The organism is Streptomyces sp. NPDC058008 (assembly GCF_042886395.1).
In the GTDB taxonomy this organism is placed as follows: Bacteria; Actinomycetota; Actinomycetes; order Streptomycetales; family Streptomycetaceae; genus Streptomyces.
Genome location: NZ_JBHVQX010000004.1, coordinates 199723 through 220852, shown reverse-complemented (window position 1 = coordinate 220852; position 21130 = coordinate 199723). Strand labels below are relative to the sequence as shown.

General features: G+C 70.2%; 18 protein-coding genes and 1 pseudogene. 11 read left to right on the top strand and 8 right to left on the bottom strand.

Annotation, left to right across the window (positions count from 1 at the left end; all coding sequences use genetic code 11):
• The first annotated feature begins 115 nt into the window (after positions 1-115).
• Positions 116-1540, top strand: coding sequence for an aldehyde dehydrogenase family protein (locus ACFVS9_RS05860; protein ID WP_389930336.1), 1425 nt, complete (start codon positions 116-118; stop codon positions 1538-1540).
• Positions 1537-2688, top strand: coding sequence for a M20 family metallopeptidase (locus ACFVS9_RS05855; RefSeq protein ID WP_389930333.1), 1152 nt, complete (start codon positions 1537-1539; stop codon positions 2686-2688). The genes ACFVS9_RS05860 and ACFVS9_RS05855 overlap by 4 nt, the downstream gene beginning before the upstream one ends.
• 120 nt (positions 2689-2808) lie before the next feature.
• Here ACFVS9_RS05855 and ACFVS9_RS05850 read toward each other — a convergent pair whose 3' ends face one another.
• Genes ACFVS9_RS05850 through ACFVS9_RS05835 form a run of 4 tightly spaced genes read right to left on the bottom strand, consistent with a single transcriptional unit; the run spans position 2809 to position 10063 of the window.
• Complete coding sequence (locus ACFVS9_RS05850) at positions 2809-6699, bottom strand: AAA family ATPase (RefSeq protein ID WP_389930331.1); 3891 nt, start codon at positions 6697-6699, stop codon at positions 2809-2811.
• Positions 6696-7127 carry a hypothetical protein gene (locus tag ACFVS9_RS05845; protein ID WP_389930328.1) on the bottom strand — a complete coding sequence of 144 codons (432 nt, stop codon included), beginning with the start codon at positions 7125-7127 and terminating at the stop codon, positions 6696-6698. The genes ACFVS9_RS05850 and ACFVS9_RS05845 overlap by 4 nt, the downstream gene beginning before the upstream one ends.
• 16 nt (positions 7128-7143) lie before the next feature.
• Positions 7144-9354, bottom strand: a complete 2211-nt coding sequence (locus tag ACFVS9_RS05840; protein ID WP_389930326.1) for a PQQ-binding-like beta-propeller repeat protein — start codon at positions 9352-9354, stop codon at positions 7144-7146.
• A gap of 10 nt (positions 9355-9364) precedes the next feature.
• Positions 9365-10063, bottom strand: a complete 699-nt coding sequence (locus tag ACFVS9_RS05835; protein WP_389930323.1) for a toll/interleukin-1 receptor domain-containing protein — start codon at positions 10061-10063, stop codon at positions 9365-9367.
• Positions 10064-10187: 124 nt separating this feature from the next.
• Here ACFVS9_RS05835 and ACFVS9_RS05830 point away from each other — a divergent pair, with 124 nt between their 5' ends.
• The 6 genes from ACFVS9_RS05830 to ACFVS9_RS05805 all read left to right on the top strand — a co-directional run bounded on the left by ACFVS9_RS05830 (position 10188) and on the right by ACFVS9_RS05805 (position 15359).
• Positions 10188-11381 carry a helix-turn-helix domain-containing protein gene (locus tag ACFVS9_RS05830; protein WP_389930321.1) on the top strand — a complete coding sequence of 398 codons (1194 nt, stop codon included), beginning with the start codon at positions 10188-10190 and terminating at the stop codon, positions 11379-11381.
• 922 nt (positions 11382-12303) lie between these two features.
• Positions 12304-12648 carry an RNase A-like domain-containing protein gene (locus tag ACFVS9_RS05825; RefSeq protein WP_389930318.1) on the top strand — a complete coding sequence of 115 codons (345 nt, stop codon included), beginning with the start codon at positions 12304-12306 and terminating at the stop codon, positions 12646-12648.
• Positions 12649-12674: 26 nt separating this feature from the next.
• Positions 12675-13235 (top strand): hypothetical protein, encoded by a 561-nt coding sequence (locus ACFVS9_RS05820; RefSeq protein WP_389930315.1) that lies wholly within the window; start codon positions 12675-12677, stop codon positions 13233-13235.
• 58 nt (positions 13236-13293) lie between these two features.
• Positions 13294-13593, top strand: a complete 300-nt coding sequence (locus ACFVS9_RS05815; RefSeq protein ID WP_383114490.1) for an RNase A-like domain-containing protein — start codon at positions 13294-13296, stop codon at positions 13591-13593.
• Positions 13594-13604: 11 nt separating this feature from the next.
• A complete protein-coding gene (locus ACFVS9_RS05810; protein ID WP_389930313.1) occupies positions 13605-14261 on the top strand; it encodes a contact-dependent growth inhibition system immunity protein in 657 nt (218 codons plus the stop codon).
• A gap of 507 nt (positions 14262-14768) precedes the next feature.
• Positions 14769-15359 carry a hypothetical protein gene (locus tag ACFVS9_RS05805; protein ID WP_389930310.1) on the top strand — a complete coding sequence of 197 codons (591 nt, stop codon included), beginning with the start codon at positions 14769-14771 and terminating at the stop codon, positions 15357-15359.
• A 99-nt stretch (positions 15360-15458) separates the two neighbouring features.
• Here the strand turns inward: ACFVS9_RS05805 and ACFVS9_RS05800 are convergent, their stop codons facing one another.
• From ACFVS9_RS05800 to ACFVS9_RS05790, 3 genes are all read right to left on the bottom strand, one after another.
• Positions 15459-15902: a hypothetical protein gene (locus tag ACFVS9_RS05800; RefSeq protein ID WP_383114493.1), complete on the bottom strand. Its 444-nt coding sequence runs from the start codon at positions 15900-15902 to the stop codon at positions 15459-15461.
• A 61-nt stretch (positions 15903-15963) separates the two neighbouring features.
• Positions 15964-16362: an RHS repeat-associated core domain-containing protein gene (locus ACFVS9_RS05795; protein WP_383114494.1), complete on the bottom strand. Its 399-nt coding sequence runs from the start codon at positions 16360-16362 to the stop codon at positions 15964-15966.
• Positions 16363-16605: 243 nt separating this feature from the next.
• Entirely contained in the window at positions 16606-16857 is a 252-nt protein-coding gene (locus ACFVS9_RS05790) for a hypothetical protein (RefSeq protein ID WP_389930307.1), read from the bottom strand.
• A 382-nt stretch (positions 16858-17239) separates the two neighbouring features.
• Here ACFVS9_RS05790 and ACFVS9_RS05785 point away from each other — a divergent pair, with 382 nt between their 5' ends.
• Both ACFVS9_RS05785 and ACFVS9_RS05780 read left to right on the top strand, forming a co-directional pair.
• A complete protein-coding gene (locus ACFVS9_RS05785) occupies positions 17240-18490 on the top strand; it encodes an IS256 family transposase (RefSeq protein WP_389930304.1) in 1251 nt (416 codons plus the stop codon).
• Positions 18487-18954, top strand: coding sequence for a hypothetical protein (locus ACFVS9_RS05780; protein ID WP_389930302.1), 468 nt, complete (start codon positions 18487-18489; stop codon positions 18952-18954). Before ACFVS9_RS05785 ends, ACFVS9_RS05780 begins: the two co-directional genes overlap by 4 nt.
• A gap of 35 nt (positions 18955-18989) precedes the next feature.
• Here the strand turns inward: ACFVS9_RS05780 and ACFVS9_RS05775 are convergent.
• Positions 18990-19430 (bottom strand): annotated as a pseudogene (locus ACFVS9_RS05775) (restriction endonuclease); the annotation flags it as partial.
• A gap of 516 nt (positions 19431-19946) precedes the next feature.
• Here ACFVS9_RS05775 and ACFVS9_RS05770 point away from each other — a divergent pair.
• Positions 19947-20648, top strand: a complete 702-nt coding sequence (locus ACFVS9_RS05770) for a hypothetical protein (protein ID WP_389930299.1) — start codon at positions 19947-19949, stop codon at positions 20646-20648.
• Positions 20649-21130 lie beyond the last annotated feature (482 nt).

Here is a 21130-nt window from a genome sequence, read left to right as displayed (position 1 = left end):
CCGGCCGAGGCCGGTACGCCGAGCGCCTGCGACGCCCCAGGAACCAGCACACGGCCACGGCCCGGCCGCCCGCGTCCGGTGCGTGCATCCGTCCCTCACATGGAGGAGATTCCCGATGAAGACCTTGCAGAACCTGACCGGCGGCGTCTGGGGAGACTCCCTCGGGGACGCCCTGCTCGACGTCGTCAACCCGGCGACCGAGGAGGTCGTCGCCCGTCTGCCCGGGGGCTGCCGGGCGGACGTGGACCGGGCCGTGGAAGCGGCGGTGAAGGCGCAGCCCGCGTGGGCGGCGCTGCCGTTGGCCGAACGCGTCGCGCGCGTCACGGCCTGGGCCGACGCCGTCGCCGGGCACGCGGACGAACTCGCCGAGCTGGAGTGCCGGGAGATGGGCAAGCCGGTCGGTGTCGGCCGTGTGTTCATCGACGGAGCCGTCGCCGGACTCAAGGCGTCCGCCGCCCAGGCGCTGTCGTACGGCTTCGAGGAGAACATCGGCCGTCCCGACGGCAGTTGCACGAAGGTCCTGCGTCATCCGCTGGGTGCCACGGCGGTGATCACTCCGTGGAACTTCCCCGTGGCGATGGTGCTCGGCGCGCTCGGCCCGCTGCTGGCCGCAGGCAACACCGTGGTCGTCAAGCCCTCCGAACGGTCGCCGCTGTCCGCCGTACGGCTCTTCGAGCTGCTCGGCCTTCCGCCCGGCGTGGTCAACCTCGTCCTCGGCGACGCGCGTGCCGGAGCGCCGCTGGCCGAGCACCCGGACATCCGGCTCGTGCACTTCACCGGATCGGTCGGGGCAGGCCGGAAGGTCGGTGCGGGAACGGGCGGGCTGCTGCGCCGCGCCGTCCTCGAACTCGGCGGCAAGGACCCGGTCGTGGTGGACGCCGGGGTCGATCCCGTCGAGACGGCGGCGGCGGTGGCGTTCGGGGCGTTCATCAACACGGGCCAGATCTGCACGTCCATGGAACGCGTCTACGTGCACCAGGACATCGCCGAGGAGTTCGTCGAGGCGCTGGTGGAGGCGGCGGGGACGTACACCGCCGGTGACGGACACGACGAGGGCGTCATGATGGGCCCCCTGTCCGACGCGCGGCAGCGTGACACGGTCCGCCGGCATGTCGCCGAGGCCGTCGCGCGCGGTGCGACGGTCCGTGCGGGAGGAGTCGAACCGGACGGCAAGGGCTTCTTCTACCCGGCCACGGTGCTCACCGGCGTCGACGAGTCGATGTCGGTGATGACGGAGGAGACCTTCGGACCGCTCGCCCCCGTCGTGGTCGTCCCCTCCTTCGAGGAAGGGCTCGAACGCGCCTCCCGCTCACGCTTCGGCCTCGCGGCCACGGTCTACACCCGCGACCCCGCCCATGTGGCCGCGGCCGCCCGGATGCCGGTGGGCGTCGTCTGGATCAACCAGTGGCAGGGCGGTGGCCCCGAACGCCTCTACGAACCGGCCGGCGACAGCGGCATGGGCGCCACCGGTTCGACCGCGGCCTACGACGCCGCCACCCGTCCGGCCTCCGTCCACATCGCCGCCGGGACCGCGTCGTGAGGTCCGCGCCGACGGATCACAGGACCGTCATCCAGCGGCGGATCCGCGGCGCGGAGCGCGACCTGGTGACGCTGTCCCACCGCATCCACGCCCATCCGGAACTGGCTTTCGAGGAGGTCCGCGCCAGCACCTGGGTGGCTCAGCAGCTGAGCGCGGCCGGCTTCGACGTCGAGCACGGCTGCTACGGCCTGTCCACCGCCGTCCGCGCCACCGTCGGCTCCGGTCCGCTGCACGTCGCCGTCTGCGCGGAGTACGACGCCCTGCCCGGGATCGGCCACGCCTGCGGGCACAATGTCATCGCCGCCGCCGCGGTGGGCGCGGGAGTGGGCCTCGCCGGACTCGCCGACGACCTGGGCCTGACGGTCACCGTGCTCGGGACACCGGCCGAGGAGGGCGGCGGCGGGAAGATCCTCATGCTCGAACGCGGGGCGTTCGAGGGGGTGGACGCCGCCATGATGGTGCATCCCGCCGCCACCGAGATGGACGCCATGCCCGGCACCGCGGTCTCGCAGTTCGACATCCGCTACCGGGGCACGCCCGCGCACGCGGGCGCTTACCCCGAGCGCGGGGTGAACGCCGCCGACGCGATGACCGTCGCCCAGGTGGCCATCGGCCTGCTGCGCCAGCAGACCACGGGCTCGGACCGCATCCAGGGCATCGTCACCGAGGCCGGCAGCGCGGCGAACGTCATCCCGGAGTCCAGCCGTGGCCGATGGATCGTCCGCTCGGACAGCGTGGAGGCGCTCGCGCCCCTCGCGTCCCGTGTGGCGCGCTGTTTCGAGGCCGGAGCGCTGGCCACCGGGTGCGAACTCACCACGACGCCCGTCGGCCCCGACTACGCCGACCTGCGCCCCGACCCCACGTTGCTGGCCCTGTACCGGGCGAACGCCGAGGCCCTCGGCCGCACCTTCCCCTCCCTGCCGGACGGCGCCGCCGTCGGAGCCGCCACCGACATGGGCAACGTCTCCCACGCGGTGCCCGCCATCCACCCCATGCTCGGGCTGGACTGCGCACCCGCGGTCAACCACCAACGCGAGTTCACGGCCGCGTGCGTCACACCGGCCGCGGACCGTGCCGTCCTCGACGGCGCCCTCGCGATGGCCTGGACCGCCGCCGACCTCGCCACGGCCGCCGTCCGTACGTCATGACCGTGGGCACACCGGATACCGGGGCGGGCCCCCTGCCCGCCCCGGCCCCGGTCGCTCCGCACCGGCGGCCCCCTCCGTCACCCGGCCTACCAAGGCCGGTATCCGGTCGGCCAGGCCCTCCTACGTGGTCGCGCAGGGTGGGTCGTACGGAAGCTGGGGAACGTACCGGCTCCACTGCTGCCGGGTCAGGGCTCCGGAACTCCCGGCGCAGATACGGCTGATCGCGGTCTCGACGTTCAGGTCCCAGAGGGTGGCCACGCCGTCGTCGGTCGTGGCGGCCAGCGTGCGGCTGTCCGGCCCGAACGCCAGGACGGCGACGAATCCCGTTTCCACGTTCAGCGGCCGGCCGATGGCGGTGGGGTGGTCGGGATCGGTGACGTCCCACAGGGTGATGGTGCCGTCGTCGGTATGGCCGGCCGCCGCGAGCGTGTGCCCGTCCGGGCTGAACGCCACCGACCACAGGCTGCCGCCGGGCACGGTCAAGGGACTGCCCCTGACCGTGAGGTGGTTGGGGTCGGTGGCGTCCCACAGGGTGACGACTCCCCGGCTGTTCCCGGTGGCGAGCGTACGGCCGTCGGGGCTGAACGCCACCCATGTGCTGGTGGCGGTGGGCTGCTTGATCGGCTGCCCGACGCGGGTCCCCGGGTCCGTCGTGCTCCACAGCCCCACCGAGCCGTTGCTGCCGTCACCGCCGGCCGCCAGCATCGTCCCGTCGCGGCTGAACGCCAGGGATTCGACGGACGACGTACGCGAGTTGGAGATGACCGGACCGGAGACGGGGTGCGCGGGGTCGCTGACGTCCCACAGGGCGATTCTGCCGGACTGGCCGTCGCCCGCCGCGGCCAGCGTGCGGCCGTCGGGACTGAACGCCAGGGAGAAGATGAACCCGTCCGCCCCGGTGAGGGTTTCCTCGAGGCGGACGGGGTGGCCGGGGTCAGCGGTGTTCCACAGCGTGACGTTGCCACCGCTGTCGCCTGCGGCGAGGGTACGCCCGTCCGGGCTGAACGCGACGGAGTCGACCGGGTCCGCGGGTCCGGTGAGCGGAGCGCCGCGGGGAGCCGGGTTGTTCGGGTCGGAGGTGTTCCACAGCGAGACGGTCCTGTTCTGGTTCCCCGCGGCCAGCGTGCGGCCGTCGGGGCTGAACGCGACGGACGCCACATTGCCGCCGGCGCCGATGATCCGGGTCGGCGGAAGATTCCACAGATCGACGTTGCCGTCGCTGTTCGCGGCGGCGAGGGTGCGGCTGTCGGGGCTGAACACCACACCGGTGACCGCGCTGCCGGGACCCGTGAGCGGCCGGCCGAGGGTGCCGATGGCCCCGGGGTGGGTGACGTTCCACAGGCGGATGGCGTGGTCGGCACTGCCGACGGCCAGGGTGTGGCCGTCGGGACTGAAGGCCAACGACATGACAGCCTCGGCCGTACCCTTCAGCGGCTTGCCCACGGGGGTGGGGTGGCCGGGATCGGTGACCTTCCACAGGTGGACCGTGCCGTCGGTGGACCCGGCGGCCAGGGTGTGGCCGTCAAGGCTGAAGCCCAGCGGGTTGACGGCATGCCCGGTCTTCAGGGAACGGCCGCGGGCGGGGTGGGCCGGGTCGGTGGTGTCCCACAGGCTGATCGTGCCGGCGTCGTCATCGCACGCGGTGGCCAAGGTGTGACCCGTGGGGCTGAACGCGATGCGGTGGGAGAAGACATCGGGGCAGCCGAGGACGAGGGGCGCTCCCACGGGCTTGACGTCGTCGGGGCTGGTCACGTCCCAGAGACTGACGAGTCCGCCGTGCCACCCGGCGGCCAGGGTCCGGCCGTCGGGAGCGAACGCCAGCGACTCCACGGAGGTCGCGGCGTCCAGGCCCTCGACGCCGGGGGTCTTCGGCCGGCCGAGCAGGACCGGGTGGCTGGGGCTGGTCAGGCTCCACAGGTCGACGAATCCGCCGGAACCGGCGTCCCCGTTGTGGCTGGTGTGGCCACCGACGGCCAGCACCTGGCCGTCCGGGCTGAACGCGAGCGACAGGATCGAGTTGACGGAGCGGTCCACGGGGACGGGCCGCCCCAGTGTCACCGGGCGGCCGGGATCGGAGACGTCCCACAGCCGGACGAGGTTCTGCTTGACGTTCCCGGCCGCCAGGATGTGCCCGTCGGGACTGTAGGCCAGGGTGTACACCGCGCCGGGCGGACCGGGGAGCCGCGTACCGAGCGGTGTGTTCTCGGTCGTGATGAGCCGGGACGCGGCATCCGGGCTCGGGTCCATGCGGTAGGCGGTCAGGGCGAGTTGGGCGGACAGTGAGGGATCGGTCGCCGACAGCTGGATCGAGGCGGCGGTGACGGCCGCGTTGACGGCCCGGTCGCGGGACCGCAGGGCCTCGGCGGCGGATTCCCTGGCGTCGGACTCCTGCTGGAAGGCGAACACCGCGGTCAGCGAGGCGACCACGGCCAGGGCCGTGATGGTGGCGACCGCGGCGCGCCTGAGCCGCTGCCCGCGTCGCTGGTGCCGGCGGGCGGCTTCCAGAAATGCCCGTGCGGCGCCGCTGAGTTCCGGCGCGTGCGTCTCCGCCCAGGCGAGAGCGGCCTCCAGCCGGTTGCCGCGGTACAGGCCGGCCGTCTCCCGGCCGGCCTGTTCCCAGAGTTCGGCCGCCTCCTCCAGGTCCTGTCGTACGAGGTTCCCGCCGCGGTCGTGCTCGATCCAGCCCCGCAGACGGGGCCAGGCACGGATGAGCACCTCGTGGGTCATCAGCACCGTGTCCCGGTCCCGGGTCAGCAGCCGGCCGCGGGTGAAGTCGTCCAGCACCCGGGCGGCCGCCTCCCGGTCCGGCGCGCGACGCAGCAGTTCGTCGTGCCGGACACGCCGGCGGCTGTCGTCGGCGTCGCGTCCCACGATGACGAGCCGCAGGAACACCCACCGCGCGGCCTCCTGGCAGGGCGGGGGCAGGGTGTCGTAGAGCCTGTTCGCCGTGGTCGCGATGGCGCCCTGGATGCCTCCGGTGACGCGGTACCCGTCCACGGTGAGCGTGTGCCCATGACGCTGCTGCCAGGTGACCCGCAGCGCGTGTGCCAGCAGCGGCAGGCGACCCGTGGTGCTGGTCCCGACCGGTCCGCCGACCGCGCCCAGGTCCGTCAGCAGCACCTCGACCAGGCCGTCCTCGACGTCGAGTCCCACGTTGCCGGCCGGGCGGCGGATCACGTCCTTGAGTTCGTCCTCCGTCATCGGCTCCAGCAGGACCGGTCCGGCCCGGAGCGCCGCCCGGAGCTGCGGGTGGGCCGCGCACGCGGCGTAGAAGTCCGCGCGCACCCCCAGCACCACGACGGCGCCGCCCGTCGGCCGGGCCAGACGGTCCAGCACGTCGATGAACCAGTGCCGTTCGGTATCGTCGGCGCAGGCCGTGAAGATCTCCTCGAACTGGTCGACCACGACGAACAGGCCCGTGCCGGGGGCCTCCCCGGCGGGCACGGGATCACCGGCTCCGGTGATCCCGCGCAGCTCGGCGAGGCACCGTTCGGGATCCGTCCGCCACTGCGGTGCCGCCCGCCGGGCGGTCCCGGCGTCGAGCCCGGCGGCGGCCGCCAGTGCCAGGGCCGGGGACGCCGTCGGGGTCAGCACCAGCCGCGGCCAGGTGCTGGAACCCGCCACCGGAAGGCGTCCGTCGTCCAGGGCAGGCAGCACCCCGGCCGCGAGCAGCGACGACTTCCCGGCCCCCGAGGGGCCGATCAGCACCAGGGGGCCGCCCTCACGCATCCGGGCGTCCATCCGCTCGCACACGAGGTGGACCATGCGCTCACGTCCGTAGAACCACTGCTTGTGCCGCGCGTCGAACGGAACCAGACCCGGGTACGGGCAGGGCACCTGGTCGGCGCCGGGGCCGGCCGTGGTCCGGCGCCCCTCGTCGCCGTGGCGGACGTGGAGGTCGCGTCCTGCCTGGTAGACGCTGCCGCCGCCGGAGACGTGCGCCTCCTGCCGTCTCGGCTGCCAGAGGGGCGGCCCATCGGGTGGCGGGGCACCGGTGCTGGGTTCGGTCACGCCTGCTCGCCCCTGGTGACGGTCATGTCCCGGCCGGCCAGGAACGCGTCACCGCCGGAGACGTGCGCCTCCAGCGTCATGGAGCCCGTGATCCGCTGTTCCGGGGTTCCGGACGTGCCGGGCTCCGGGCCGAGCAGCGCGCGCAGCTCGTCGACGGCGTCGGGCCGCGTGGCCATGAGCCGGATGATGCGGGCCTGCCACTCGGCGATCAGCAGCCCCTGGAGCTCCCCGTCGTCGCCCGTCCGCCGCGCCTGGAGCAACTCGTCCCGGGCATCGCCGAGTTCCTCCTCGACGCGCTCCGGGTGCGCCGTGCGCCACAGCGCCAGGACGGAGGACTTGACCGCGCCCCAGCCGTCCGTCGCCAGCAGATCGATCAGGCGCGCCGCGGCCGCCGACGCGAGGCCGGCGAGTTCCACACTCGTCTCCATGTCTTCTCCCTGTCCCCTACCGCCCGTGGGCAGCGATCGCTGTCATGGTCAGGTGGGAGGCGATGAACACGTGGTCGCCGCCCACCGTCCACATGAACCCCACGTCCGGCTGCCCGGGGTCGCTGTATCTCCAGCGGGCCCTTCCGGTGGCCGCGTCGATGGCCCACAGTGTCTTGGCGCTGTCGGACGCGAAGACGGTGTCGGCCGAGCACTGCGCGTTCTTGCCGCCCAGGGTGAGGGAGGCGTTGAACAGGTTGGAGGTGCCGCTCTCACTCGCCCCGTCGAGTGTCGCGATCCACCGGGGCGTGCCGTCCGCCGTGGCCAGGGCGACCAGGTCGCTGCCGATGCCCAGGTAGACGGTCGCGCCGTCCGGGCTGGAGAACGGCGTACCGATCCGCACCTGGTCCCCGTTCTTCGCGTCGAAGCGCTGATGCCACTTCTCGCTGCCCGTGGCCGCGTCGACGGCGAACAGGGTGTCGCCGCCGCCACCGCCGAAGAGGAAGAGTCCGGAGGCGTAACACGTCATCGGCCAGCCCGGGTTGAAGTAGTACGAGGTGGAGGGGATGGACACCTTCCAGCCGCGGGCACCCTTCCGGCCGGCGTCGATCATCTGTACGCGGCTGGGCTTCTTCGCGGGAACCGCCGAGGCGGCCAGCAGGTGGGGGCCGGTGGGCGGCACCAGCACGTTGTTGATGTCCGTGCCCTTGACCTGCCATGTTCCCTTGCCGGTCGCGGCGTTGAACGCGCGGATGTACCCGATGGTCGGGGAGTCGGTCGAGAACTTCCCGTCCAGTTGGGTCACCAGCCCGCAGACGTAGACCGTGTCGCCCGCCGCCGCGACGTAGTTGGGCCGGTACATCTCCGTATGCGGACCGCTGCGGTCGACCCAGGCGAGGGCCGTCGCCCACTTCGCCTTCCCGCTCGCGGCGTCGAACGCCGCCAGCATGCCTGACTGGGTCGGTGTGTCGCAGAGCAGGTAGAACGCGCCGTCCGCGTACGCCGTGGGGTACGTCTGGCTGTTCGTGCGGAACTCGCTGGTCGTGTTCATCTGGCCGAACACGGACTTTCCGGTCGCGGCGTCCAGGAAGGAGGTGGCCTTGCCGGTGACCACCATGACCACCTTGTCGGACGCCTCCAGACAGGTGGGGGCGTTCTTCCCGGCGCCCGACCAGGCCTTGACGGCGTCGGGTCCGGCCAGAACGGTCGGTTCCGGTCCGTCCGCCGAGGACGGCGAGGGAGAGGAGGCCGCGGTGGACCGGCCGCCTGACGGGGACGCCGGCCGCGCGGTGGCCCCGGTGCGGCCGTCGGGGGCCGGTGACGTGTCGCCGGAGAAGGCGAGTGCCGCCGCGCCCGCGCCGAGTACGGCCACGCCCCCGGCCAGCCCGATGATCAGCTTGCGGCGGCTGACACCCGGACCGGCACCGGTCCCCGGCGGCGGGAACGCACCCCGCTCGCCGCCCCCGGCGGACGCCGAGCCCACCGCGGCGGCCGCGGCGGCCATGTCGGCGGTCACGGCCGCTGGCAGCCAACTGCCTTTCAGGGCAGGCAGGTTCTGATGGCGCAGGTAGGCGACGAGTTGCTCCGCGGTCGGACGGTCCGACGGTTCCGGATACAGGCAGCCGCCGATCACCTCCCGCAGCGACACGGGGAGTGCGTCCATGTCCGGCCCGCCCCCGGAGGCCGCGAACAGCACGGCCGACCCGAGGGCGGACATGTCGTCCGTCGGTGAGGGCGCCGTACCGGCGGTGCCTCCCGCCGTCCCCAGGGCGGTGATGCGGGGCCCGTCCATGCTCAGCAGCACCGAGTCCGGGCTCACCGCGCCGTGGGCCGTACCGGCCGCGTGGAGTGTGGCCAGCGCGCGGGCGAGGCCGTCGGCGAGCATCCGCAGGGCCGGTTCGGACAGCGGGCCGTGCCGGTCCACCGCCTGCCGGAGCGACAGCCCGGCGGTGAACCGGGTCGCGACCCAGGGAACCGGCGCGTCGGCGTCGGCATCCACCACCGGCAGGAGGAAGGCGCCGGACAGCGTCCGCGCCACCTCGACCCCGGCCCGGAACCGGTCCCGGAACCCCGGGTCCGTGGCGAGTTCCGGCCCCACGACCGTGACGGTGACGAGGAGCCCCTCGTCCGTGCGGGCCGCGAAGACTTCGCTCCCCCCGTCCGGGCGCCCTGGTCCGAGCAGTGTGTACGGGCCGGTCCGACGAGCACCGTCCGCTCCGGGATGATCCATCGTCCGCCCCTCAAGCCGGCCTGATCGTCTGGTCACGGGCCGCCTGGTAGGCGCTGCCGCCCCCGGACACATGGGCCGTCATGGTCATCGACGGCTCCGGACCGGCGGCGGGCGACGTGCCGGGGCCGGTTCCGGGTCCGGGGCCGGTTCCGGGTCCGGGTCCGGGTCCGGGTCCGGGTCCGGGTCCGGGTCCGGGTCCGGTGGCAGGGTCGGGGTCAGGGCTGGCAGCGGGGATCACGCCGGCGCCGGACAGGAGAGCGGTCACGGCGTCGGCCAAGTGCGCCAGCCCGTCGGCCAGATGAGTCTCCGGGACGCGGAGGAACTGCAGACGCGCCAGCGACGCGATCTCGGCCGGCAGCGCTGAGGCGTCGGGCAGCATCGTCGCGTCACCCAGAAGGACGGGGACGACGCGGTTTCCCGCCCGCAGCGCCGTGGCGATCTCCAGGCGGACCCAGTCGTGGGACCGGTCCAGGAGCCGCACACCGTCCTCGCCCCGCGCGTCGAGCCAACCCGGCCCGATCAGCACGCACATGAGCTCGCACTCGGCGGCCTGCCGCCGCAGGATCTCGGCGAAATCGGCCCCGGGCGGGATCGACCGGCCCGACTTGAAGAGCTCGTCGGCGCCTAAGCGGTCGGACAGCACGCTGTAGACGCGGTTTCGCATCCACCGGGAGTCCGGTTTGCGAAAGCTGAGGAAGATGCGCGGCACAATTGCCCCCTCTCTGGGACGCCTTGACGTCCTGAATGGTGCTCACCCTAGGGGCGGGGTACGCGTCCGGAGGCTATTCGCCGGGGATTGAATAGCGGCCACGGGGCTCCGTACGCTGACGGGTATGGATCCGGCGGACAGCGCGGCAGGGACGGCCCCGGCGAGGGGGCCGGCCGGCCTGCGGCTGCCACCGGGCGACTTCGGCGTCGTCCTGGCCACGCTCCGGGCCCGCCGGGGGTGGAGCGTGCGCGAGTTCGGCCGGCGCGCGAACGTGTCCGAAGGGCAGATCTGCAACCTGGAGAGCGGGTTGCGCAACCCGACGCCGGCCGTGGCGGCGGCCTGCGACGCGGCCCTCGGCACCGGCGGCGGACTCGTCGAGCTGGCGGGGGCCGGCCGCCGCGGCGCCCGGGCCGAGGAGGTCGTCGAGGCCGGCCCCGTGGTCGCCGGATACGAGCGGGTCCTGTGGGAGCTGCGGAACATCGGCAGGTCCACCGGACCGAGCTTCGTCACCGCTTCGATGAAGTCGATCACCCGGGTCCTGACGGATGCCGCTCCGCACGCCGTCGGCGAGCAGCGCGTCGAGATCTGGCTGCTGGCGTCACGGTTCGCCGAATACACGGGGTGGATGGCGCAGGAGGCGGGAAATCCCGCAGAGGCGCTGCGCTGGACGAATCTCGCCGTCCGCTGGGGCGCGGAGGGCGGGGACGAGACGGTGGCCGCGTACGCCCTGGTCCGCAAGGCGTTCATCGCCCAGCACCGCGGTGACACCGGTACGGCGATCGAGCTCGCCGAGCGGGCGGCCGGGCATCCGGCGGCCACCCCCGTGATCCGCGCGCACGCCGCGCGACGCGCGGCCCAGGCACACGCGCGCCGTGGCGACGCGGGAGCGTGCCGGGAGGCACTGGAGCGGTTCAGAGGCCATGCCGCCGAGGCCGTCGGCGACCGGACCCGTCACTGGGGCCCGCGCGTCGAGAACGGCAGCCCCCGCCTCATCGAGGCGACGTGCATGCTCAGCCTCCGCCGCTTCGAGCCCGCCGCCGACCTCTTCGCCGCCGAGCGCGAACTCCGTCCGGCCGCCCCGTCGGACAGCAACTCCCAGGCCCGCTTCGCGATCCGGCAGGCGACGGCCCTGGCGGGCGCCGACCGCCTCGACGACGCCTGCCAGATCGTCGAGGTCACGATGCCCGTGATCAGGCGCATCGACTCGGCCACGGTCCGCGCGGAACTGGGCCGCTTCGTGGAACAGGCCCGCACCCGGAGAGCGGGCCCGGGCCAGCTCGCCCTGATCGACGCATCAGCCGCCCTCGCGACCGGCTGACGTGCTGGGCGGCTGGGGGCTGGGCGGCTGGCGATCTGACGGTGTGGCCGTCTGGCCGCTTGGCCGTCTGGATGCCTGACCCAAGGGCGAACTCCTCGGCCTCGACACGTGAACCGCCCCCATCTGCCACACCTTGGGAGGTGCGGCAGATTCAGCCCTCCGCTGCGGACAGCATCCGGGCGTCAAGACTTTCCGGAAGAGAGTCTGAGGACGTCGCCGCTGCAATCCCATCCCTCATGAATTCGCAGATCAGGTGGCCTGGAAGGGCATGTCGCCTGCTCGACCCGGATCACGGAGCGAAGCAGGTCGAGCAACCCACCCTGACCACAAAACCACAGGTCAAACGCCCTTTGCAGCAGGCTCTAGGATCGCCGCGCACTCCACATGGTGCGTCATCGGAAAGACGCTGACCTGGTCGAGTCCCGGAAAAGCCCAGGTCAGACACCATTCCTTAGTTCGCTACCCTGAGTGTGGGTACCTGGAGCGCTCGACTCCGAGGAGAAGCGGTTCATCGTGAACCGTGTGGGACTGCACCTGTGCGCGGTGGAGCTCGTCCGCGACATCGCGGTTGAGGTCGACGGCGGCCTCGGCATACTCGAAGAGGACGCCACGTCCTGGGAAAACATGGCACAGAGCTGCACGGAGGAACGCGACAAGGCGCGAGACGATGCCGCCACCGCTGAGGCCCTGCATCAGAACCGGGACTACTGGAAGAACGAGTACCTGGGCCTGTCGAAGGGCGGGAGCGGGCGGGCGGCCACATGCGACGCCTGGAGCGAGATCCCTTCTTTGGGATCGGATGCCGTGCTCACTTTCGAAGCTCTCACCAAGGCCTCGGAGGAGCACATCGTGTTCACGGCGAGAGCGGCGCGCGCCTGGAAGGACTCCCGCTACCCGTACCCCCAGGAGATGACCGCAGCCGATGCCCAGCGGCTCCTCCGCCTTCCCGAACTACCAGCGTGCCGAGGAATTGACCGAGCGCAACCTCAACACGAACAAGGCCGCCATCGAGGCATGGATCAAGGGGCCTTCGCCAGCCTCCGACGGCGACGTCAAGTCGTTCTACGACACGGTGCCGAGCGGCGAGACCAGTGGCCGCAGCGTGAGCAAGCAGCCGGTGGACCCCAACGACCCGCTGTCCGGGTACAAGCAGGGCGGTCTGGATGCCAAGGCGTACGACGTGAGCGGCGTCGACACGCGTATCCGCTACGACAGCGGCCGCAACCCTCCGTTCACTGTCATGACGTCGATGCCCTCCAAGTCCTAGCGAAAGCCGAGAAAGGCCAGCACCACATGTCCGTCGACCAGACGTCCTGGGAAGCCGCGGTACGCCACTTGTACGAGGACGCGTACCCGTACGACGCCACGGGCCCGCGTCGCCACGAGAACTGGGTCCTCGACGTCCTGGCTCTGATGGCACGGGCCCCGGACCCCCGCGGCTGGACCGGTCTCGATGACGCGGCTCAGAACCCGGAGCGCGAGGCGTCCCCCACGCATCCATTCGTCGCCCACCCGCCGGAGTACATCGCGAGGCGCCTCCAGGAGATCGATCGGGACAGTGCCGAGAACCTGCTCCTCGCCCTTACGGACGACGGCTGCACCCTGTCCAACCTGAGTCGCTTCGCCGAAAGCGAGGCGGATCTCCGGGCGATGGCGCGCACGGTCCTCACGCGCTACGGAGACTCCGCCAGCTTCCACACCAACGTCAACAAGCCCGGTCACGTGAGCGGCACGCTCGACTTCACATCGTCGGGCTGGGCGTACAGCCCGCTGAGCGTGTACTCGGAGGACTACGGCCTGATCGTCGTCTCGGACACCGAGGTGGGCATGTTCTGGAACTTCGCCGACTACTGAACCGCCCGCCACCCTCAGGAGTTCGGCTCCTGACGAGGCAATTTGAGAGGATGCCCCCGTGCTGACCCGTTCCGCCTCCTATCCCGACCGGGAGACCGCCCAGTGGGCCACCCAGCAGGTTGTGACCGCCAATGAACAGGCCGTCCACCGCTGGCTCGCCCAGAACACCCGGGCCCGCCTCACCCTCGAGGCAGCCTGGCCGTCCCGTGAGGAGCCCGTGGGCCGGGTCCAACTGGAGGGCGACCTGCTGGCCGGGCGCGGCCCCGTCGACGTGCGCTCGGCGCGCGTGGTGCTGCGCCGCGAGGTGACGAGTCCGCTCGGCTTCGTCGTCCACACGACCGTCCCGTTCTACCTGTAGGGGTCACACACATGTCCATGAAGCCCCTCGAACACGACCGGCGGTACGGCGAGCTGGACCAGGTGATGCGCGCATATCTGGGTCAGCCGGCGGACGACACCCCGGAGCGGCGCAGTCGCGCCCTGGACGCGTATCTCCGTCACACCTGGCATAACCGCCCTGCGGCCGTCGCGGAAGCGGAGCGACAGCTGCGCGAGTACAGCCGTAATCCTCCGGGCCGCATCCGGCAGGAGCTGGGCGAGTTCTACTCGATCCCGGACACAGGTAAGCCCCAGTCAGACATCGGCGACTGGCTGATGCTGCTGGCCGACCGCCTGAAGAGAAGCATCGAGGAGGGCGACGTCCCGGAGCCATCGGCCCCGCAGACGCACTGGGAGTGGCACGCGCGTTTCCCGGAGACCGCGCAACTGCTGGGCGGCTGGTTCTCCCAGGACATCGTCGACGAGTTCCCCGACCACGACGCAGCGGTCACCGACTACGCCGACACCACCAACCCGCAGTTGGTCGCCCGCCTCGTGGGAGAACTGCACGAGTTGCTCGCCCTTCCCCTCGACGAGGGGGACTATGCCCTGGCCGCCGCCGAACTCGGCATGGAGGTGGGCCCGCCGGAGCCGTTCTCCCACGGCGCCTGGTTCCAGTCGCCGGCGGCGACGCTGTCCGGCGTCTGATCCGGTTGGGCGGTCGGGGGACGGGCGCTCCACAGCAGCTATCAAGATGGGGAAGAGAAGCACCACGATCGCCACCATCGGCCACTCCGAGCCCGTTAGCGGCAAGACCCCCGGCAGCCACATGAGCGCAACGAGCAACAGCAGTAGGGTACTCAACCCGGCCGCGGTCCCCCGTGCAATTCGAAGCTCCACTCCATACCGCAGAGCCTGCCAGGCGCGCTCACTGGTGGTTGGGCTGGCAGCCCCGGCGGCGGGCATGAAGAAAGCTCCTGGTAGAAGGTTCACGACCAAGATCACGGGTCCGCCAGGAGCTTTCGTGTGCTTGTCTACCCGCCCGGCATCGATCTGCCCAGCCGCACTCTGGGCATCTCTCCCGTCTTCTCGCAGGTCACCGTCGTGAGACAAGGTCCACGAACACGGCGAGCAGATCAGCCTGCTGCAACCGCACCTACAACGGCCAGGCCCGCTGGGTGGCTACGTGGCCTTCGACCTATGCCGCCAAACGGCATGCTCCAGCCCGCCTTTGTCGTGCCCGAGAAGCGCGGCGGCTTCCTCATACACGGCGCGCAACTGGGCCTATGGGAGGTCCGGAACACCAGCATCCACGGCAAAGGCACGCAGGCGTACGTCAACGGCGACGTGCGAACGGCCGACGAGATTGCCTATGTGGTCGATGCTCTTCGGCCCCACTCCCTTCACCGTGCGCAGAGCGGCGCGATTGGCCTGATGATCGAGCCAGGCGTGGAGGTCCTCGCGGGTATCGACCCGGTCGGCAGCGAGGAGGCTGGTCATGGCGTGAGCCGTCGCGACCTCCTGTGCGTGGTTGAACTTCATGGCCACGGCGAGGTCTTCCGCTACGAGCCGGCGCTGGAATCCGCAGACTGTTCTTGCATCGGCCCAGCTCAGTTGCAAATGGAGGAGCCGCGGTCGGAGAGTCCTCTGGTAGTTGCACCGTGGCTGGAAGCTGACGTCGCAGATGACAGCACCCCTGTGGGCCCATCCGCCGGGTTGGAGAAAGGGTCCGCTGCCAACTGGCCTTCGCCCAACGCCAGCCAGCGGTACACGCTCGCGCCGCCCCGCCGTCATTCGCAGCCCTGACCGACTGACCTCCAGCGGCGGTCAGACCGTCCTCAGCCTCAGTGTCCGCCCGGCACGCCGTCGGCACTTCTCCGTGAGAAGGCCAGGCACGAATCGGTCTCAGTCCGGCAAGGTTTCCAGTGCTTCGCGCAGCTCATCGGCTGAGTAGCCAGTGCGAAGGGACATCTCCCGCGGACTGTGAGCATGGAGGATCCAGCGCACCGCAGGGGCCCACCACTGCGCGACGCTCGCGGGAACGGTGACGGTCATGTGGGCGAGCGCCGCACAAGGGTCGGTGTCTCCGTCGGTGGCAAGAGCTGGTGCGGCGTCCGATTCAGGGAGCGCCGTCGAGAAGACAAGTGTCAAACGGTTGGCTTCCCCATACTCTTTGGACTTCCGACGAGCACTCCTGAGCCGCGACAACAGATCATCCAGTTGTTCGGCATCGCATCCGAAACCCTGCAGTCTCTCGGCGGGGAACTCATTGAGTTCGCGCGTCAGGGAGTAAAGCCTCGTGAACTCCGAGTAGGAGAGACTGACGCTGCGGCGATTCTGCTCGGACATATCTTATTCCAGTTCCTCGAAATAGGAGTATCCATTCTTAGGGGTGAACACGGTTCCCCCGTCACCGGGTCACGATGACCACGGCCTCCTTTTCCGGGTCCCAGAATGCCTCTCGGCCATTTCGCAGTCCGTATTTCGGTTCGATATTTGGTATGCGTTCGTTGATCACTCCGTCGACGTAGGACTTCAGGGCCTTGGGGTCGACTCCTCGCACGTAGTACGTTCCGTTGCCGTCGGGGCGGAGCGCTTCACCGTTGGCATGGTCCGCGATCTTCTCCGACTCGGGTTCGAGGTCGTAGGGAGCCAGCCCGAGCGGATCGGTCAGCCGGATCGGGTTTCGTGGGTACGCATGGTGGTTGTCCGAAGGAGTGAGACCAAGCGGGTCCGGGGTGAGGAATCGAGCCGTATCCGGGTCGTGGTACCGGAGGTGGCTCGCCGGTTGCGACGTCGACCGGCTCACCCTCTCCGCACTTCTCCTTGGTGCACTTGTCGTGCTTGTTCGCCGCCGACCCCGCAGCCGACTTCTGCCCTGTCACGATGTTCAGGGGGTAGTCACACCCGATCTTGGCGTAGCAGCAACGGCCACTTGCGTCGGACTCCGGACGGCACCGCGCAGTCGGGGTCCGGGGGTTCGGCATCCAGTTTGACGCAGTTCTCCAGGATGCAGTCGACTGGGACGTGTGGCTCAAGGCTGCGTGTCGGCTCAGTCGGTGGCCCGGTGGAGCGTGGTCCGTCCGAGGCGGGGCTTCGCGCGGGAGGACTGGATCCTGATGTGGACGCGGCTCGCGGTGACGGGTCCGGGCAGCGGCAGGACGCGCTGGTAGCCGGTGGCGATGCGCCGCCAGGCCCCGGCGATCACACGTTGCCCGTGCTCGATGTCCTCCCGTACTGCGACCCGTTCGAAACGGAACGCGGAGAGCGACGGCCGCCCGCTCGCGAAGATGGAACGGCTCACCGCATCCAGGGGTCCCGCAAAACCGGCGCGGCCGGGGACCGGTAGGTCTCGCCCTGGCGACAGCGCGCCCCTCCTGCCGCCGGGACAACCAGTACGGGGACACTAGGGAATCCGCGAGTCCGCGGTGCACACCCGCCACCCAGCTGTTGCATGAGGGGCAATACGCAGCTGCGGTCCGCAAAGGGGGCGCGGATACGTAGTGGGCGAGCGCCAAGCAGGCGGGGTGGATCAGGGCCGATGAAGCACGGCGCAGTTTAGTGGGAGCAATGCTCAGGACTTGTGGATCGGTTCCGGAAGGGCATGCAGAAGGCGTAACTTCCCGAATGATCTTTAAGGTCTCCGAGTAGGCCCACATTGCAGCGCGGGTCGGGAAGGTACGCCCGTGCTCAGCGTAGTCACCGACGACGGCTCCACACAGTCTGGCTCCCTGATCGACGAGATCGTGCGGGAAGGCGCCCGCCGGATGGTGGCCGCCGCGCTGGAAGCGGAAGTCAACCAGTGCATAGCCGAGTTGTCGGCTGAGACCGACGGGTACGGCCGACGTCTCGTGGTCCGCAACGGCCGCCACGAGGAAAGGACCGTGGTCACCGCCGCCGGACCGATCGAGGTCAAGGCCCCGCGGATCAACGACCGCCGCGTCGACGATGAGACCGGCGAGCGCAAGCGGTTCCCCTCGAAGATCCTTCCGCCGTGGTGCCGCAAGTCCCCGAAGATCTCCGAAGTGCTGCCGCTCCTCTACCTGCACGGCCTGTCTTCCGGCGACTTCGTCCTGGCGCTGGAGCAGTTCCTGGGCGGCACGGCCGGCTTGTCGGCCGCGACCGTGACACGGCTGACCAAGCAGTGGAGCGACGACCACACCGCCTTCCAGAACCGGGACCTTTCCGACCGCGACTTCGTCTACGTGTGGGCGGACGGCGTGCACCTGAAGGTCCGGCTCGGCCAGGCCCACTCGTGCGTCCTGGTCCTGCTCGGGGTACGTCTGGACGGCACGAAGGAGCTGATCGCCCTGGCCGAGGGCCTGCGGGAGTCCACCGAGGCGTGGGCCGACCTGCTGCGCGACTGCCGCCGACGCGGCATGCGTGACCCCGAGCTGGTCATCGGCGACGGCGCCATGGGCCTTTGGCGGGCGCTCGCCGAGGTGTTCCCGGCGGCCGGGCCGCAAAGGTGCTGGGTTCACAAAGCCCGCAACGTCGCCAACTGCCGGCCCAAGTCCGCGCAGCCCGGCGCGACGAAGGCGATGCAGGAGATCTACAACGCCGAGGACCGCTCCCACGCCGGGAAAGCGATCGAGGCGTTCTCGAAGACCTACGGGGCAAATTTCCCGAAGGCCGTCGCGAACGTCACCGAGGACCGGGACGAGCTGCTCGCGTTCTACGGTTTCCCTGCCGAGCACTGGATTCATCTGCGGATCACCAACCCCATCGAGTCGACCTTCTCCACGGTCAAGCTCCGCACCAAGGTCACGCGAGGCGCCGGCAGCCCGGCGGCCGCGCTCGCGATGGTGTTCAAGCTGGTCGAGTCCGCCCAGGCGCGATGGCGCGCGATCACCGGAGCCCACCTGGTGTCCCTGGTCCGCGCGGGCGCACGATTCGAGAACGGCGTCCTGGCCGAGCGCGAGGAGCGGGCCGCATGAACGTCCACGAGATCCTGCAGAACCCGGACGAGCACGTCCGCTTCGCGGCCTACCTCGACAAGCTGGGGCACGTTACCGACCCGGACGAGGTCGACCTGGTCGGCAGCGTGCTCACTGATCCGGACCAGACGATGGCCCAGTCCGCCGTGCTGCGGCACCTGGACCGTCGAGCCGCCGGCCTCTACCCCGGTCCCGCCTACGAGGGATGGGCGCAGGCGTTGACCCAGGCCACGATCGACCACCCCTTCCTGGCTCAGCACCTGCGGGAGTGGTCACTCTTCCGCGCCGTCACACTCAAGCTGCCCTGGCAACCGGACGACCTGCTCGCGGCATCCAACTGGCTCCAGCTCAAGACCGCCGCCGGGACGAACACCGAGGCCATCGAGATCCTCGCCGAAGCCGGCCGCACCAAACGGATCCGCAACACTGCCAGGACCAGCCTCAGCCACCGCAGCGAGAGCTGAAATCAACTCACCCACAACTCTTGACTATTGCTCGTCTAGTGGCGGTACAAATTGGCTACACCGCTGCGCATCCACACATCGTATTCCTGAGTCCGGTGGACTCCGACGATCCGATCCAGATGCTCCTCGTACGCCAGCTCGCCCGGGCCCAGCCCCGTACAGGAACGCATCAGGGCTCCGTCTGCGCGCGGAGCAAGGTGCACGCACCCGGTCCCGGGATTCCGCGCATTGCTTGCCCGGGACAGAGCAGCTTCGGAGAAACCACCCGCGGCGTAGAGCACTCCACGGTCACAGCCGACGTCGAGCAGTTTGCCAACGAACTCGTCAATGGTCCCGATGCTTACCGGCCGCTTGTATCGCTTGGCTTCGATAGCAATCGTGATGTCTTGGCCGACAACCTGCCCGCGCACCAAGGCGTCGAGTTGTCGCGTGGCCCCGCTGACCAAGCCGGTCAAGTGGGCGTCTGGTTCAACAGTGGCGCATGAATCGAGGCTCTCGGCGAGTTCGGCGACTTCTTGCTCGAAGTGCTGCCACGGCTCCTGCTTCTTCCCCCGAAACCTGACCGCTCCGGCTCCCCGCTCCCTGTCGAATCACCGCCGCATGTTAGCCCGATCTTCGACGTGCTTCTGAGGAGTTGCCCCAACTGCAACGGACAGCCCGCCCACGCGGAGAGGCAACGCACGGCACCGGAACCGGCTTGCGCATCGCCCGGCCGCCACTCGCCTGCCACGACAAGGCGTTCGACGACCTCACATGCCTGCCACAATCGCGATCAAGCCAGGCTCTGCAGCCTCGGCGAACGCGCCGTGGCATCCTCAAGCCTCGGCGGCTCCTGAAGGAACTCCGCTGCAGCGCCATCCGGATCTCAGCGCTGTCCGTGCCGTCGTTGCCCTCGAACTCGCTACCTGATCAAGACGGGGAGGGCTCCCTGCGCCGAGGGCTGGTCGGCACGGTGACGTTCCGCTCGCAGGATGCTCGTAGGCTTGCATGCCATGACGACGCGGATAGCGGGGGATCAGGTGCTCAATCCGTGGACCCGCACGACCAGGAACGCACCGTACGCGGTCCCCGAAGACCTGCCGCACTTGCAAGCCCTCGCCGACACCCAAGTCCACCCCTCGCACGCGCCGTACCGGCTCAACCTGACACTCCCGCCGGAACCGTTCATCGGCCTCCACGACGCGCCCCTGGTCATGCTGCTGGCCAACCCAGGCGTGAGCGACGCAGACCCGGCCGCCTACGCCCGGCCCGGCGTAACCGAGCGAACGCTGCAACACATCGCGAACGCCGGCGGGACCCCCAACCACTTCCTGACACACCCCGACAAGGACCATCCAGGACTCCGGTGGTGGTCCCGGACCCTGAACGGCCTGACGAAGCAGGGGCACAGCCACGACGAACTCGCCCGGCAGATCCTTGCCGTGCAGTTCCACGGCTCCCATTCGCAATCGTGGCGGCCGATCCCGTACACACTGCCCTCCCAGTCCTTCGTCTTCTACCTGGTGCGCCGCGCCATGTCCCGTGACGCGGTGATCGTCCTCGGGCGCATCGCGGCCACCTGGAAGATCGCCGTGCCGGAGCTGGCGTCGTATCCGAATGTGGTGACGCCGAAACAGAACCGGAGCGTGCAGATCAGCCGGGGCAACTTCAGCCCTGAGGACTTCGAGCGGATCGAGCACGCCCTCAAGAGCTGAGCACGCACGGCGATGCGGTGAGCGCCCAGCGGGAAGGGCGGTCAGAGGTTGGCACGCGCTTCGGCCAGCTTCACGTCCGCCGCCCGCATCTCCCCGCATGCCTGCGGGTGCCTCTGATCCATCTCCTCAAGCCGCACTTTCGACTGAGAGAGCAAGAACGCCGAGCAGGTACTGGATATTTCCAGCCGGGCCAACAGATTCCCCGAAGCAGCCCGGATCTCACGGAGGAGCTGCCGCACGCCAGAGGGTCGACCAGAGGAGGATCGGGGCACTGATTTCCTGGGCGTGCCGACGCACCCCGACGCCCTAAAGGCCCGTTTGAACAGGCAGAGAGAACTGACGCGCCATCAGATCGAGCGTCAGGACGCCTCTCGGAGCGTCATTTGAGCGTCAAAAGTGTGCACGTAACGCACATGGCGCAAGAAGGATAAAACCGCAGGTCAGGAGCCTTTTACGGCAGGCTCAAAGATCGCGACACACTC